Raw genomic sequence first — 16,044 nt, 5'->3', positions numbered from 1 at the left:
CTTTACTTCCTATCAAAACTATTATTACGATACACCATAAATCGAACCCCTCTATTTACATATCCCCACTCAGGAAAGTAATCAAAACTAAAATCACTATTTATTCCAGAATAGGTTTCCTTAACCAAGTGTTGCGCGTAGTCATCGCCATACTTAGCAATTAAGCCCCCAAAATAAATAGCGGCATCGTAACCTTTATAAGAAAAATCTGACGGAATTACCTGAAACTTATTCTTATACTTTTGATTAAATCGTCTTGTTCGCTCAGCATTTTCATCCACTAATGTTGATGTCGTCACGGTCAACTCATAACGATCAATATTCGTGTAATCTTCAAAAGATAATTTTGCCCAATTTGGGTGACCATACAACTTAAAAGCATAACCCGACTCACTGCTTTGCACGTCCATATTTGCTAATAATGCTCTAATCTGATTTCTATTTGTAGTACCACAGACAATATGATTAGTCCCAGCAACAACTAAGTTTTCGTTTAATTCAGCTATAGAAGTCACAACTTTTATTTGCAGACTTTTATTATAACCCAATGCCTCTGATGCAAAGTTATCCAAAAACTGTTTACTATCGCCATCTTGTATATTGTAAACCAAAACAACGTCGCCATAAGCATATTGCTTTGCTACATGCTTCGCCATAATTTCAGAGTGAGCACGAATAGAAGGTGTTAAAGACACTAAATTGGGAATCGCAAACTCGGAAGCCAAAGTTGCCGCTAAAGGTGAAATTTGTAAAATATTTTTTTCTTTAAAGGCTTGTGAAAATGCTCTAATCTCTTTTGGATAAACAGGTCCTACAATTAAATTGGCATTTTTTATAGACGCTGAAGCAGCTAAAGATGTGTTTCTAAAATTATCATCTTCAGAATCTATAACCTTTAAACTAAATTTACTTCCTTTTTCACCCAATTCTTCCAAGCCAAGTTGAAACCCTTGATAAAAATCCAACGCTAAAGCCGATCTTTTAACGTCTTCAGCCGTGGGACGCATACCTGCGATACGGTTTAATTGAAAAGGTAAGAGAAGAGCAATTGATTTTTGATTTTTAAGGCTTTCACTCGCTTTAGCAGCTTCGAGTTTTCTGGCTTCTTCAGCCTGTTCAGCAGCAGTTTTACCGCTATTATTAGAAACAGTACCCTGCTCACCTTTACTAGAAGGTGAGCGAAGTACGCCTGTTTTTTTTGTCGTACAGCTTGCAAGACTTAAAGCCAATGCTACTGCAAGAGCAATTTTATTCCCACTCAATCGTCGCTGGTGGTTTTGAACTGATATCATATACAACTCTATTAATGCCTTTGACGTGGTTGATAATTTCATTTGAAATCTTTGCCAACAAATCATAAGGTAAGTGAATCCAATCTGCAGTCATGCCGTCCAATGAACCTACAGCACGTAAACTAACAACATGCTCATATGTACGCTCATCGCCCATCACTCCTACAGAACGAACAGGAAGAAAAATCGTGCCAGCTTGCCAAACCTTATCATACCATCCTGCTTCTTTCAAATTACGGATGTAAATATCATCAGCTTCTTGTACAATACGTACACGATCTTCAGTGATATCTCCTAAGATACGAATAGCTAACCCTGGACCAGGAAAAGGATGTCTGCCTAAAATAGCTGGATCAACACCCAATGTTTTACCAACACGTCTTACTTCGTCTTTAAATAAAGTCTTCAGAGGCTCTACTACTTTCAGCTTCATGTAGTCAGGTAAACCGCCAACATTATGATGCGATTTAATAGTCGCAGAAGGCCCCTTAACCGATACCGATTCAATGATATCTGGATAAATAGTACCTTGACCTAACCATTTTGCCTCAATACCTTCAGGCAATTCCTTTTGAATTTCTTTTGCTGCCTCATCGAATACATCGATAAAAGAATTACCGATAATTTTACGTTTTTGTTCAGGATCAGAAACACCAGCTAAACGACCAAAAAATAATTCTTTTGCGTTTATACCTTTAATGTTAAGTCCCATGTTTTTATATGAATCCAAAACCTGTTCAAATTCACCTTTACGTAACAAACCATGATCAACAAAAATACAATGCAAATTTTTGCCAATGGCTTGATGTAATAAAACAGCTGCAACAGTAGAATCAACTCCTCCTGATAATGCCAAAATTACGTGATCGTCACCTAATTCCGCTTTCAGAGAAGCAACACTTGTTTCAGCAAAAGCATCTGGAGTCCACTCTTGAGCACATCCACAGATCTCCACAACAAAGTTTTTCAATAAAACTACACCATCTGTACTGTGGGTCACCTCTGGATGAAATTGAATACCAAAAGTTCTTGTACCGATAATGTGATAAGCTGCTACACGTACTTTATCTGTACTTGCGATAATTTCAAAGTTTGAAGGAACTTCTTTAATAGTATCACCATGAGACATCCATACTTGAGACTGAACCGGTACACCCGCTAATAATTCATTCTCAGCATTCACAAATTGCAAATTAGCACGTCCATATTCACGGATTTCCGAAGGTAATACTTCACCTCCTGATTTTTGAGCGATATATTGTGCACCATAACAAACACCTAATAAAGGAAAACGCTCTTGAATTGATTTAAAATCAATTTGAGGAGCTTCCTCTTGTCTTACTGAATATGGACTTCCCGAAAGGATTACTCCCTTTACAGTCTCGTCAAATTCAGGTAATTTGTTAAATGGGTGAATTTCACAATACACATTAAGTTCTCTTACACGACGCGCGATTAATTGCGTGTATTGCGAACCAAAGTCAAGAATTATAATTTTTTCTGGCATGGCGCAAAGTTACGCATTTGATATGAATTTATAGAAAGGAAATTTGACTTAAATCTTCTCAAAATACTCATTCTGTATAAAACACACCCTATTTTTATTGCAAAAAAATAACAGCTTTTGATCAGGCTTAAATAACATTAATCACTAAAACAGTTTTCCCATGCCGCTTTAAATTTTGAAGAAAATCTATAATCTTCCTTTTCCAAAGTTTCGAGTAGCTGTTTTTTTGCCTCATATTTTGTCTTGATTTTAATGTCCTGAAATAAATCTTTAGACTTATTTTCTTTCCCATCAACATGATATAAGACTGCTAGACCTACCAAAATATCAACCTCTGCAGGATCAGTAACAAGCGCCCGTTCAAACATTTCAATAGCTTTAGATATTTGATTCAATTCAAATAAAGCATAAGCATAGTTACTTAGAATCATTGTTTGATTTGGATTTTTACGTAAAACCAAATCATAATATTCAGCAGCTTTTGGATAATTATTAAGAACATCATAGGTCAGTGCCAATGCAGCATAGATATCTAGATCAGAATTTCCCAGACTAATTACTTTTAATAGGTCATTTTGCGCCTCTTGATATTTCTTTAAATCAAAAAAGATAGCATATCTATTTTCATAATAAACAGGATTATCACGATCCAATTCAATAGCTTTATCCAAATCCTTCTTTGCAGCTTCCAGTTTATTTAGATCTTGAAATATCAAACCTCTATTATTGTAATACATCGCTGCTTCTGGAGATTTTTTAATTGCGTTCCCAAGAAGGTCAACAGCTCTTAAATTATCTTTTTGACGTTGATAGGCCAAGGCTCCATAAAAGTAAACATCAGCTATAAATCGAGGTTCCTTGATATCTTCTCCACTTACCATGCTATTCTCGAAAAGCTTAAATACATTTATCAATTCATCATCCTTGCGCATTTCATTAAGTAACTTCAAATAATTATTATAATAACGAGCATTATTTTTTTCCAATTGGAGTACCTTTTGATAATCAGATCTTGCCAATTCGGGTTTTAAATCAAAATAATAAGTATTACCTCTTATATCGTAAAACGAATGATTATCAGGATCTAATGCGATACCCTTCGTGGCAGTCTCAATAATAGTTGCGTTTCTTTTTAGTGCAATTAAGATGTAGCATTTCAATTCGTAATAAGCACTTATTGTTTTATCTTGAGCGATAAGCTTATCGATAAGTTTTAAAGCTTCTTCGTGCTTGTTAGATTTGTAAAGTTTCCAGACTAACTGATACATATCTTCACTAGACTTCGTTGAAGTAAAAACTTCACCCTCTACAATATTTTCGATCTCTTGTGCATCAACCACACAGCCAGTTCCTAGCATACATGCTAATAGTAGAGTACTCACTACATTCATTGTTATCTATTTTATATTTTAAATTTACAATTTCTTCTTTATGAATAATCACGATCAATCATCTAAATACATAAAATAAAATCTCCAACAAAAAAGCTTCAGACCTTTCGATCTGAAGCTTTTCAATATGCCGATATGTAAGAATTAACTAATAATTCCAGCCTTAATTAATTCGGCTTCCATCTCTTGTTGTAATTTCAAAGCCTCTTCTCTTGCTTTCTCCGCAAAATCATGTCCTTTTGAAGCATAGATAATACCTCTTGTGCTGTTTACTAAAAGGCCACAATCCTTATTCATTCCATATTGACAGACATCTTGAAGAGAACCTCCCTGCGCTCCAACACCCGGAACTAAAAGGAAATGATCAGGAGCATGCTCACGAATCTTAATAAAACCTTCACCACGGGTCGCACCTACTACATACATCAGGTTTTCAATTGTTCCCCATGTATTCACTTTATCAATGACTTGCTCAAATAACTGCAAACCTGATTCATTCTTAAAATTTTGAAAATCCAGGCTTCCTGCATTTGATGTCAATGCCAGTACAATTGCCCATTTGCCATCAAAATCTAAAAAGGGAGTAACAGAATCATTTCCCATATATGGTGCTATCGTAATGGAATCAAAACCTAATCCCGATTGCTTTTCATCAAAAAATGCCTGTGCATACATTTTTGATGTATTTCCGATATCACCACGTTTAGCATCAGCAATACTCAAACAATCTTTAGGTAAAGCCTCCCAAGTTTTTTGCAAAGACTGCCATCCTTTAATACCGTAACTCTCATAAAATGCGATATTCGGTTTGTATGCGACACACAAATCTGATGTAGCATCAATAATGGCCTTATTAAAGGTATAAATTGGATCCTCCTCTGCCAGTAGATGCTCTGGTATTTTTGTAATATCTGTATCTAAACCAACACAAAGAAATGATTTTTTTATCTTAATCTGTTGAATAAGTTCTGCTCTAGTCATACCGGTTATTCTGTACTTATTTTTTTGTTAATTCAATTATAAAATCTGAAACTTCCTGACGAGAATAATCTGCTAAACCTTCATGTTTAGTAGCAATCTCACCATGTTTATTGATAATCAATGTCGTTGGTATAGAACCACCTAACCATTCTTTAGGAATTTGTGAATTTGGATAATAAACGGGTAGATTTAATTGTTTACCCGCCATAAATTTATTTGCCTTCTCAGATTCTCCTTCAATTTCTACAATCAGAAAAACGACTTCACTATTACCTTTCAATCGTTCATATAACGTAGCAATGGAAGGCATTTCTGCAATGCAAGGAGGACACCATGTGGCCCAAAAATTAATGAATACAACTTTACCCTTTAGATCGTTCATATTCACGATCTCCCCTTTATCATTTTTAAAAGAAATGTTATTCTGAACAGAAATCTGCGAATCTATTTTTTCAGGTTCTTCCAATGTTGGTTTAAATAAACCAATTTTCATTAAGCCTTGTTGAAAATAAGCTCTACTTGTTGGCCACAAAAGCAAAAGAATGATAACGACAAATACTGAATTGCCAATTATTTTTTTTGTTTTCGGATTCATGATCGGCATTTAAGAATCAAACTTTTCTAACTGTTTAAGCAAAGTCGCAAAATCCTTTGGATATGGGGCTTCAAACTCAAACTTCTTTCCATCAATTGTAAAGTCAACATACCGGGAGTGCAAAGCAAAGCGCTTCATAATTGGTAGTTCCTCTTCATTTTTAGCCAAAGAAAACCCACGTTTTTTAATCTGTGATAAGTATACCGGTTTTCCATGATACATATCATCCCCCACAATTGCAGCTTTCTGTGTGGCTAAGTGAATACGAATTTGATGCATACGGCCTGTAATAGGCTTACATTCGACTAAAGTATAGTGGTTAAAATAACGTATTGAATTAAAAATTGTAGTAGCCGCCTTACCTTTGGCGCGATCTATTGACACATTTTTGCTTCCTTGATTTAAAATGGGTAACTCAACTTTTAATTCCGTAAATGTATGTGTGCCTGCAATGATAGCATGATATACCTTATTGACACGACGTCTTTCAAATTCAATAGAAACAGAACGGTAGGTCTCAGGATTTTTAGCAATCAGTAATAATCCAGAAGTTTCCTTATCTAACCGGTGACAAATCTGCGCATCTGCGTAATATTTTTTTGCTAATCGTAAAATATTGATCTCTCCTCCTTCACGCTCATCTAACGAAGCAATGAAAGGGGGTTTATTGATAACAATCAAATTATCATCTTCAAAAACAATTAGATCGGAAAATTTTGGAAATTTAAATAAGCGAGTTTCGTTTTCTCTCATCCTGCAAAAATAGTAAAATCAAAGCAATTTAATCTGCTAATTACCAAACTATCATTTTAAAATCAATAATTAATGACCTTAATTCAACGAATTTCTCTAATTTTGGTTAATTTAAACAAATCAGTAATGTCTGTAAATAAAGAAATAAAACGTATCACTACAGTACAGGTACAGGAAATGAAACATCGTCATGAAAAAATCGCGATGTTAACAGGTTATGATTTCACCATGGCAAAAGCGCTTGACGAAGGTGGCATCGATATCATTTTAGTAGGCGACTCCGCTGCGAACGTATTTGCAGGCTATGAAACAACACTGCCCATCACCTTAGACCAGATGATCTACCACGCGGCATCTGTTGTAAGAGGTACAACTAGAGCAATGGTTGTAGTGGATCTTCCTTTCGGCGAATATCAGGGAAGCATCGATCAAGCCTATTTATCTGCAGTACGTGTCATGAAAGAGTCGGGAGCACACGCCCTTAAATTGGAAGGTGGTCTAGAAATCATTGACAACATTAAGAAAATTATAAATGCGGGAATACCAGTTTGTGGACATCTGGGATTAACACCACAAGCAATTAATAAATTTGGAAATTTTGGTGTTCGTGCTAAAGATGATAATGAAGCTGAAAAATTAAAGGCCGATGCGCTAGCACTGCAAGAAGCAGGTTGTTTTGCCATCGTGTTGGAAAAAATACCAGCAGCACTTGCTGCCGAAGTAAGTGCAAGTTTAGCGATACCGACTATTGGTATAGGCGCTGGTAACCAATGTGACGGACAAGTTCTAGTTGTCAATGATATGTTAGGTATGACTAAAGGCTTTAAACCTAAGTTTTTAAGACAATATGCACAATTATATCAAGAAATAACGGGAGCTGTAGGACAATATGTAGCTGATGTAAAATCAGTTAATTATCCAAATGATAATGAACAGTATTAACATATAAACTGTCATGACCAAAGTTATATTAATAGTTGGACTTATTTTATTTTTATTGTACTACATCAGTAAAAAGCTGTCCGCGTCATTTACCGCAACCAATAGTCCAGCTATTATTGTAAAAAATGGTTATCAAAAAATAGATACATCCAAAGTTATCATAGCAGACACATCTCAAAAGGTAATGAAAAATGTAGGCATAGGAGCAATTTTATTGATTATTATGCTTGCGCTGATAATCAAGATAAAGATTTTACTATTCCTATTTCCAATATCAATATACATGATTGGTTACCTTTTTCTTTTTAAGAATCATTTAAAGAAAACGAGCAGTCAAGTAATTTGGTATAATAAGCAAACTGAAGATGTAATCATTGAATCTATGACAAAAGACCCTTATCACTTTAATTTGTTACGAGATGTTAAGGCAGTGCAACAAATTGAATCAATCCAAAATACAAAAGGATTATTATTTGGGTACTTTAGAATAAAAACACAAAAAGAGATTATAGAGATTCCGTATTTAGTCTTTCAAAATAATCCAAGCAATCATTTATTTTTTGATTCCCTACAAAAGAATTTTAAAATAGATATTCAGAAAAAGATATTTCCGATCATCTAAGACCAGTTATAAATCTGGTCTATAATGAAGATCGAAAGAGCAATTTCTTAAAATGTTTTATAAAAAAAGCTTCTATCCTATTAGGTCAGAAGCTTTTTTTATAAAACTAAAATAGGTTAAAAGTCATCCTCAATTATCTCTGCAACTCGACCGATCTGACCATCCATCAACCGAACCTTGATTCCTCTATGGTGAAATGGTGCAGATGTCAGAAGATCCTTAACAATACCTTCAGTAAGTTCTCCTGATCGCTGATCTTTTTTCAAGATAATGTTAACCAACATACCAGGTTTAATCGTTGCTCTTGTTTTTCCATCCATAATACAAATATCTAAAAATAAAAAGGGTCTTACAAATTAAGTAAGACCCCCTTGTATAAACTTTATATCCCTTACTTGAATAATTTAAAAATGTCATTTCCAAAAATAAAGACCATTAGAGCAAGTAAAATAAAGAAACCTACCATCTGTGCCTTCTCTAAGAATTTTTCACTTAATGGTTTTCCTTGGATCATTTCGATCAACAAAAATACCACGTGTCCACCATCTAATGCCGGTATCGGTAATAAATTCATGAATGCCAGAGCCATAGACAACATACCTACTAATGACCAGAAGCGTACCCAGTCCACTTCAGTACCGAACAACTGGGCAATACCTACAGGACCTGATAAAGCTTTATCGGCACGAATCTCTCCCTTAAATATCTTACCAAATCCTTTTGCATTATCAGTAATAACCGTGAATGCTTTCTTTGCCCCCATTGGCAAAGACTCCATTAAACTATAATGAATCGTAAATGTTTTAATGGTTTGATCCGGATTAACATTAAAACCCAAAATCGCATCAGAAGGCACAACACCTTTTAAAGATTGTTCTTGACCATCGCGTACAATTTTCAATTCAACTGGTTTTCCGACTTTTGCTTTCAATTGGTCCTTAAACTGATCAAAAAACTGAATTGGCGTATTGTCAACTGCAACAATACTATCGCCTTTAAGAAAACCCATTTTAACTGCTTCTGAACCCGGTTGAATAGCTGCAACAGAGGTCATTTTCATCCGTGGTTCTATAAATTTCTCATCTTTTTTATCCGCAATTGTATTTAAAATATCCGCTGGAACATGAATTTTTGTATCAGCACCAGCACGATTTACAGTCAGATCTACTCCTCCCATTAATAGTTTAGAGCTAATTAAATCTGAATAGTTTTCAATCTTAGTGCCATCAATAGCCAAAATACGGTCTCCCGCCTGCAAGCCGATTGACTTCCCAATTTCCCCGGGTACAATACCATTCACCAATTGATCATTCTTGATGTCCGTAGTGCCCATTTTAAATGTTAACATCCAAAATACAACAACACCAACAATGACATTAACAATAATACCACCTAGCATCACGATCAAACGTTGCCAAGCTGGTTTTGAACGAAACTCCCATTCTTGAGGCTCTCCACTCAATTGCTCAGTATCCATGGATTCGTCAATCATACCAGCAATTTTAACATAGCCACCTAAAGGCAACCAGCCAATTCCATATTCACAGTCTTTATATTTGAATTTAAATAATTTGACACCCCATGCATCAAAAAATAAATAAAATTTTTCTACTTTAATTCCAAAAGCGCGTGCCGCTAAAAAATGGCCCAACTCATGCAATACGATCAAAATTGACAAGCCCAATATGACTTGTGCCACCATAATTAAAACACCCATGTATCTTCTTCTATAATTATTTACTTAATTGATTATTTCTTGCGCAACTCTCCTTGCAGCATAATCGGACTCAATATAGTCATCTAGACTTGGTCTCGCAAGATAATTTACTTTTTCCAATACAGTCTCGATCACATCACTCATTCCTAAAAAACTAATCTTATCCTTCAAAAATGCATCCACAACGACTTCATTTGCTGCGTTGAGTACACAGGCACTATTCCCTCCCTTTCGTAAAGAATCATAAGCTAATGCCAAATTTTTAAAAGTTTCCAAATCTGGCTTTTCGAAAGTTAATTCTGGATAATCCATAAAATTAAACCGTTCAAAAGTATTCTTTAAACGATTTGGATAAGACAGGGCATACTGTATCGGTAACTTCATATCTGGCAATCCGAGTTGTGCTTTTAAAGATCCATCTTGAAACTGTACAAGCGAATGTACAATGGACTGAGGATGTACAATTACATCAACTTGGTCTACTTTCAGATCAAAAAGCCATTTTGCTTCGATTACTTCAAGTCCTTTATTCATTAATGAAGCCGAGTCAATCGTAATCTTAGCACCCATTACCCAATTCGGATGTTTCAAAGCATGTTCCTTTGTTACGGAAGTCAATATCGAACGGTCCTTCCCACGAAAAGGCCCTCCAGAGGCAGTGATATATATTTTTTCAATCGGATTAGCTTCTTCACCAACCAAACATTGGAAAATCGCTGAATGTTCCGAGTCGACTGGCAACATCTTAACTTGATATTGAGAAGCTAAGCTCATCACCAATTCACCCGCAACAACCAGTGTTTCTTTGTTAGCTAGTGCGATATCCTTACCGCAGGAAATAGCCTTAACAGTAGGTCTGAGTCCAGCAGCACCTACAATGGCATTCAAAACAACATCAACCGACTCAAACTGTACCACTTCTTCTAAAGCCTGCATACCTGAGTAAACCGCAATTTGAGTATGTCCTAATTTTGATTTAACAAAATCAACTTGTTCTTCATTGATAATAACAACAGCGTCGGGCAAAAATTCTAATGCCTGCGCTACTAACAAAGTAGCATTTGAACCGCAGGTCAATACTACAACATGAAAAAGATCAGGAAAGGCGCGTACCACATCTAAGGTTTGTGTACCTATACTACCCGTTGAACCTAAAACCGCAATTCCTTTTTTATTCAAAATCAAAATTATTTATTAAAATATATTACTTAAAATACTCGGATCTTCACTACCCTTATATTCTTGAACCATATCTCGGTAAGCAACTGTATAGACAACAGAAGTTAACGGGATAATTAAAAATGAATTTATTAAACTAAATATAATTGCCATAATGGAATACTCCATATAAACACAATAAATATTTAATACGCTAACAAAAGCTAAACTCAATAAAATTAAAAATAAACGAATTATATTTCCTTTCGTAATCGCCAGACTCCAACGCAAAGACTTCATGACACTAATTCCTTTATCAATAATAAAAAAAGGAAAGAATGAGATACGAAGCAATATAAAGAAGGATAAGATTGCTCCTACATTTGGTACGATCTCAAATGATACCACCTCCGTATCTATACCCATATAGATAAGCGGGAAACAAACAATCATAGCAAAAAAAAGAATCAGTATAGAAGCTAATGTAAAAACGACAATTCCACCTAAAAAATTAATTAATTCTGCCCAGGAAGGCCATGTTTTAACAACACCCACATGCTCTTTATGATCCAATAAATTCAAAATAAATTTAAACAGAAACAATTGTAAGCCTAATAAAGTTACAGCAAATAACAGCATCAAAGGAATTTTGAGAAGTATACTTGAGGTCTCCAAATAAAAAGTTAATTCATGAGCAACAACAAACAATAAAAAAATTGACAATAACAATCCCCCTATTGAGAAATAATGTCCCTTTAGTATATGAATTGATCTGCTTAAAACTTCATTAACAGCAAAAGTGCTCTCCTTGAGAAACTGAATCATCGAAATAAAAATAAATTACACAAAGATGAAATAATTTTTGGTTATCAACAATTTAACAACTCAATATTTCATCTTTTTTTACACACAAAAGATAGCAAAACAAAAAAGCCTTCTCAAATAATATTCTGAGAAGGCTTTAGTTATAGGTACACCTCTATTTAAAGTCCTTTGGAACCGGTTTTTCTAATAAATACTGATAGTAAAAACGTACACGTTCTTTAAAATCATATGCATTTTTAGATCTTTCAAATCCGTGACGACTACCCGGATAAATCATCAACTCGAAAGGTACAGAACGATCGGTCAAAGCATCAACCAATTGCATGGTATTTTGCAAATGAACATTATCGTCCATATCGCCATGCATAATTCTCAAAATACCTTTGTAATTATCCGTATAAGTTAAGACAGAACCATTTTTATATCCCTCTGCATTATCTTGTGGCGTATCCATCCAGCGCTCTGTGTAATGGGTATCATACAACTCCCATGATGTCACAGGAGCACCAGCTATCCCAAAATCAAAAACATCTGCGGCTTTAGTCATTGCTAAACATGTCATATAACCGCCATAACTATGGCCAGTAATCAAAAATTTATTTTTAGCTACCCAAGGTTTTGCTTTAAACCATTTCGCAACAGTAGAATAATCTATAATTTCCCAGTGCCCCAGATTACGATGCATAAGTGCTACGCCCTGTTTTCCAAATTGTCCAGATGCACGATGATCAGCCGACACTTGAATAACGCCCTCATTAGCCCAATATTGACTTCTTGTACCTTTCCATGTATCTTTCACAGTACCTGCGTCAGGACCACCATATATACTGAAAATAACAGGGTATTCTTTCGATTCATCAAAATCCGTCGGATAAGTCACGACAACAGGTAAATCATACTGTCCATCATCAGACTTTATAGTAAAGTATTTTGTCTCACCAAATTTATAGGTATTAAAATCCGATGCTCTACTATCGGCCAGTTCTTTTACAATTTTACCCTTATTGTCAACTAGTGCTACCTTATTAGGTGTACTTACGTTAGAATAATTAGTTATGAAATAATGTCCGTCAGGAGATACTTTTACATCATGCGAATAATCACCAAATGTCAGTCTTTTCATATTCTTACCTGAAAAGTCAACACGATATAGATCATAACGTGCCGAATTCTCTTTACGCGCCATGAAGTAAACTACTTTTGCCTTCTCATCGATATACTCTAATGAAGTCACCTGCCAATTACCCGATGTAATTGGATTTAATAACTTACCATCTAAAGTATAAAGATAATAGTGAGCCCAGCCTGTCTTATCTGATTTTAATATATAGTGTTTGTTATCGGCCAGATAGGTGATACGCTCTTCATGATCTAAATTAATCCATGAAGATTGTTTTTCATCATAAATTTCTTTCTTAGCTCCAGAGTTAGGATCAACTTGATAAAATTTCAAATTATTCTGATCACGATTCATCCATTGAACCATGATATTTTTACTATCAAAACTCCAATAAGGTTGGCCAAAATATTGATCATCCTTTTCGTTAAAATCAGACCAGGTCACTTCTCCACCAGTAGCATTTACAAAACCGACCTTAACTTCTGGATTTGGATCTCCAGCTTTAGGATAACGCGTTTCTTCTAGATAACCGTGTTGACCTTTCGACACATAAATTGGAAACATAGGCACCTTTGTATCATCAAAGCGCATAAAAGCCAACTTCTTACTATCTGGCGACCACCAAAAAGCTTTATAATTAGTTGATCTACCTAAGATCTCCTCATAATACACCCACGATGACCAACCATTGTAGATAACATCTGTACCATCGGTAGTATAACGAATTTCCTTGCCTGTCGTTAAATCAATCGCATACAAATCACTTTTACGTGTAAAAGCAACAAGTTTACCATCTGGTGAAAGTGTTGGGTTTTGCTCTGCAATATCAGGAGAACTTGTCAGTTGCTTAGCTGCTTGACTACCGTCCTGAATAAAAATATCATTTTTTGAAACGTATACTTTGACAGATGATTTGGCAGGAACGACATATAATTCACGTTTCCTACTTTTCAAATCAATTTGATACGTTTTACCATCTTTCGCATCACGTTCTAGATAAGCGACACTGTTTGCCCAACCAGGGTAGAGGTTGACATTTTGTGTTAATGAATTTCGATTTCCCCAAGATTGATCAAAATCCAATCGTTTTTGTTGCGCCTGAACTGTAGATTCTGATACCAGAATAAAAGCCGTAAGACTCAGCGCGGTAATTAATTTACTCATTTAAATATGAAGATTATCTAAGTTTGAGCACTAATATAGGAAATTGCCCCTATTTACAAGAAATTTAAGTTGTAACAAGGTGATTAGACAACTCGAATTTAATTAATCATCAAACAGAGACAATTGATAACCCTCGAAACGGTCATTACTTTCATCTTTAAAATTTGAAATCGAAATCCCCATTAACCGGACCTTTTTATCAAACTCCAGTTTCAAAAGTAATGAAAGTGCAATTTGATACATATCTTCTTGATGTTTAAAAATCTCCAAGATAGAGATACTTCTTGTCAACACCGTAAAATCTGCAAATTTTACTTTTAAAGTCAAAGTTCTCCCCCATTTACCACCTTTTTCAAGTCGTGTATAAAGTCGTGAATTTAAGTCTTCCAAAATTGATTTTAATTCATCTAACTGTCCAATATCACTAGGAAAAGTATCTTCAATACCAATAGATTTACGAATACGATTTGGTACAACTGCTCGATTGTCAATACCTCTCACAATTTGATAAAAAAAATCTCCCGATTTACCAAACCATCGCATCAAATCTACATGTGATTGCTTTTTTAGATCAAGACCTTTAAAAATACCCAAAGAGCGCATTTTATTTGCCGTTACTTTTCCAACTCCAAAAAATTTTTCAACAGGTAGCTCCTCCATAAAAGTTACAATCTTTGAAGGGCCTATAAAAGTTAAACCATCAGGTTTATTCATATCCGAAGCTATCTTTGCCACAAATTTATTAACCGACACCCCAGCAGACACGGTCAAATTAAGTTCGTCTTTTATTTCACGTTTAATTCTCTTAGCAATCTCTAGAGCCGACCCAATATGTTGTTTATCATCCGATACATCTAAAAACGCCTCATCCAAAGATAGCGGTTCAACCAAATCAGTATAACGATAAAAAATGGAACGAATATGATCGGACACCTGTTTGTAAACATCAAATCTAGGACGAGTAAAAATTAAGTGGGGACATAATTTTATAGCTTGTATAGATGACATAGCCGACTTAACACCATATTTTCTCGCCTCATAACTAGCAGTGGCTACAACACCACGTCCATCAGGAGATCCACCAACGGCGATAGGCTTACCCCGTAATTCTTCAAAATCGCGTTGATCAACAGAAGCAAAAAATGCATCCATATCTAAATGAATTATTTTCCTCTTCTTATTTAATATTGTATCATCCATCGTTTTTCAAAAAACAAATTTAGATAATATTATACAGAGAAGTCTCAACATTTACTATTTTGAATTCATCATTACCTAATGCAAAAAAATAAATACGCAGATAAAGGATTGACTATAATCAGAATAACCGACTCCTTCCAGCAAATAAATGCATTACTACATAATTACATTTTTAGACAACCAAAACCAGTATTAATTAAGGAATTATAAATACCGATATAAAAAAAGATGGCCTAAAAATTGATTTAAGTATAAACGAAACTTTATTGTTCATCTAAACAATTTTACTTAAGTTTATTATAAAATTAAACTCAGATATGACTAATTCTACAGATACGCAACAAAGAAAAGGAGGTTTTAAAAAATTTTTATTTATCACCATCTTAGTTATTTTAGCAATTGGAGCTAGCATAACATATTATAAATATTACTTCGTTTTCGGAGAAGGTGTTAAATCAGGATATTTAAATTATGCTGTCAAAAAAGGAAATGTTTTCAAAACGTATGAAGGAAAGCTTATTCAAGAGGGTTTTGGACAGATGAAAGCTGGTGGTGTAGCAAGCAATCAATTTGAATTTTCAATTGAAGACGATACCGTTTTTAAACAACTCGAATCAAATAGTGGAAAGTACTTTGATCTGCATTATAAGGAATATCATGGAGCACTACCTTGGCGAGGAAATACGGTCTATATCGTAGATAAAGTAATCAGTATGAAATAAAAGAAGCACTGTTTTGTAAACAGTGCTTCTTTTATTATAACCGTATATTCAAAAG

At 34.8% G+C, this 16,044-nt stretch carries 15 protein-coding genes; 3 read left to right on the top strand and 12 right to left on the bottom strand.

Annotated elements, in window-relative coordinates:
- Positions 1–2 precede the first annotated feature (2 nt).
- The 6 genes from EDF66_RS23005 to EDF66_RS22980 all read right to left on the bottom strand — a co-directional run bounded on the left by EDF66_RS23005 (position 3) and on the right by EDF66_RS22980 (position 6,519).
- Entirely contained in the window at positions 3–1,292 is a 1,290-nt protein-coding gene (locus EDF66_RS23005; protein ID WP_165902506.1) for an ABC transporter substrate-binding protein, read from the bottom strand.
- Entirely contained in the window at positions 1,249–2,799 is a 1,551-nt protein-coding gene (gene guaA / locus EDF66_RS23000; protein ID WP_132772818.1) for a glutamine-hydrolyzing GMP synthase, read from the bottom strand. Before guaA ends, EDF66_RS23005 begins: the two co-directional genes overlap by 44 nt.
- 137 nt (positions 2,800–2,936) lie before the next feature.
- Positions 2,937–4,190, bottom strand: a complete 1,254-nt coding sequence (locus EDF66_RS22995) for a tetratricopeptide repeat protein (protein WP_132845383.1) — start codon at positions 4,188–4,190, stop codon at positions 2,937–2,939.
- A gap of 144 nt (positions 4,191–4,334) precedes the next feature.
- On the bottom strand, positions 4,335–5,171 hold the full coding sequence (gene pyrF / locus EDF66_RS22990; protein ID WP_132772822.1) for an orotidine-5'-phosphate decarboxylase: 837 nt from the start codon (positions 5,169–5,171) through the stop codon (positions 4,335–4,337).
- Positions 5,172–5,187: 16 nt separating this feature from the next.
- A complete protein-coding gene (locus EDF66_RS22985; RefSeq protein WP_132772823.1) occupies positions 5,188–5,766 on the bottom strand; it encodes a TlpA family protein disulfide reductase in 579 nt (192 codons plus the stop codon).
- A 9-nt stretch (positions 5,767–5,775) separates the two neighbouring features.
- Positions 5,776–6,519 carry an RluA family pseudouridine synthase gene (locus tag EDF66_RS22980; protein WP_132845381.1) on the bottom strand — a complete coding sequence of 248 codons (744 nt, stop codon included), beginning with the start codon at positions 6,517–6,519 and terminating at the stop codon, positions 5,776–5,778.
- A gap of 126 nt (positions 6,520–6,645) precedes the next feature.
- On the opposite strand from EDF66_RS22980, the gene panB reads away from it, so the two are divergent.
- The gene (gene panB, locus EDF66_RS22975; RefSeq protein ID WP_021192252.1) at positions 6,646–7,461 is read left to right on the top strand and encodes a 3-methyl-2-oxobutanoate hydroxymethyltransferase; all 816 of its coding nucleotides are present in this window, start codon (positions 6,646–6,648) and stop codon (positions 7,459–7,461) included.
- Positions 7,462–7,474: 13 nt separating this feature from the next.
- Positions 7,475–8,083: a hypothetical protein gene (locus EDF66_RS22970; protein WP_132845379.1), complete on the top strand. Its 609-nt coding sequence runs from the start codon at positions 7,475–7,477 to the stop codon at positions 8,081–8,083.
- A gap of 116 nt (positions 8,084–8,199) precedes the next feature.
- Here EDF66_RS22970 and EDF66_RS22965 read toward each other — a convergent pair whose 3' ends face one another.
- The 6 genes from EDF66_RS22965 to dinB form a co-directional block, all read right to left on the bottom strand.
- Positions 8,200–8,403 carry a YwbE family protein gene (locus tag EDF66_RS22965; RefSeq protein ID WP_021192254.1) on the bottom strand — a complete coding sequence of 68 codons (204 nt, stop codon included), beginning with the start codon at positions 8,401–8,403 and terminating at the stop codon, positions 8,200–8,202.
- A gap of 71 nt (positions 8,404–8,474) precedes the next feature.
- On the bottom strand, positions 8,475–9,800 hold the full coding sequence (gene rseP, locus EDF66_RS22960; protein WP_132772828.1) for an RIP metalloprotease RseP: 1,326 nt from the start codon (positions 9,798–9,800) through the stop codon (positions 8,475–8,477).
- 24 nt (positions 9,801–9,824) lie between these two features.
- Positions 9,825–10,979 carry a 1-deoxy-D-xylulose-5-phosphate reductoisomerase gene (locus EDF66_RS22955; protein WP_132845377.1) on the bottom strand — a complete coding sequence of 385 codons (1,155 nt, stop codon included), beginning with the start codon at positions 10,977–10,979 and terminating at the stop codon, positions 9,825–9,827.
- A 15-nt stretch (positions 10,980–10,994) separates the two neighbouring features.
- Positions 10,995–11,783 (bottom strand): hypothetical protein, encoded by a 789-nt coding sequence (locus EDF66_RS22950; protein WP_021192257.1) that lies wholly within the window; start codon positions 11,781–11,783, stop codon positions 10,995–10,997.
- Positions 11,784–11,937: 154 nt separating this feature from the next.
- Positions 11,938–14,067, bottom strand: a complete 2,130-nt coding sequence (locus EDF66_RS22945; protein ID WP_132845375.1) for a S9 family peptidase — start codon at positions 14,065–14,067, stop codon at positions 11,938–11,940.
- A gap of 102 nt (positions 14,068–14,169) precedes the next feature.
- The gene (gene dinB / locus EDF66_RS22940) at positions 14,170–15,267 is read right to left on the bottom strand and encodes a DNA polymerase IV (protein ID WP_132845374.1); all 1,098 of its coding nucleotides are present in this window, start codon (positions 15,265–15,267) and stop codon (positions 14,170–14,172) included.
- A 317-nt stretch (positions 15,268–15,584) separates the two neighbouring features.
- On the opposite strand from dinB, the gene EDF66_RS22935 reads away from it, so the two are divergent.
- Positions 15,585–15,989 carry a hypothetical protein gene (locus EDF66_RS22935; protein WP_132845372.1) on the top strand — a complete coding sequence of 135 codons (405 nt, stop codon included), beginning with the start codon at positions 15,585–15,587 and terminating at the stop codon, positions 15,987–15,989.
- Positions 15,990–16,044 lie beyond the last annotated feature (55 nt).

This window comes from Sphingobacterium sp. JUb20 (genome assembly GCF_004342035.1).
Lineage (GTDB): Bacteria > Bacteroidota > Bacteroidia > Sphingobacteriales > Sphingobacteriaceae > Sphingobacterium > Sphingobacterium anhuiense.
This window is presented reverse-complemented; position numbering and strand designations above follow the sequence as displayed.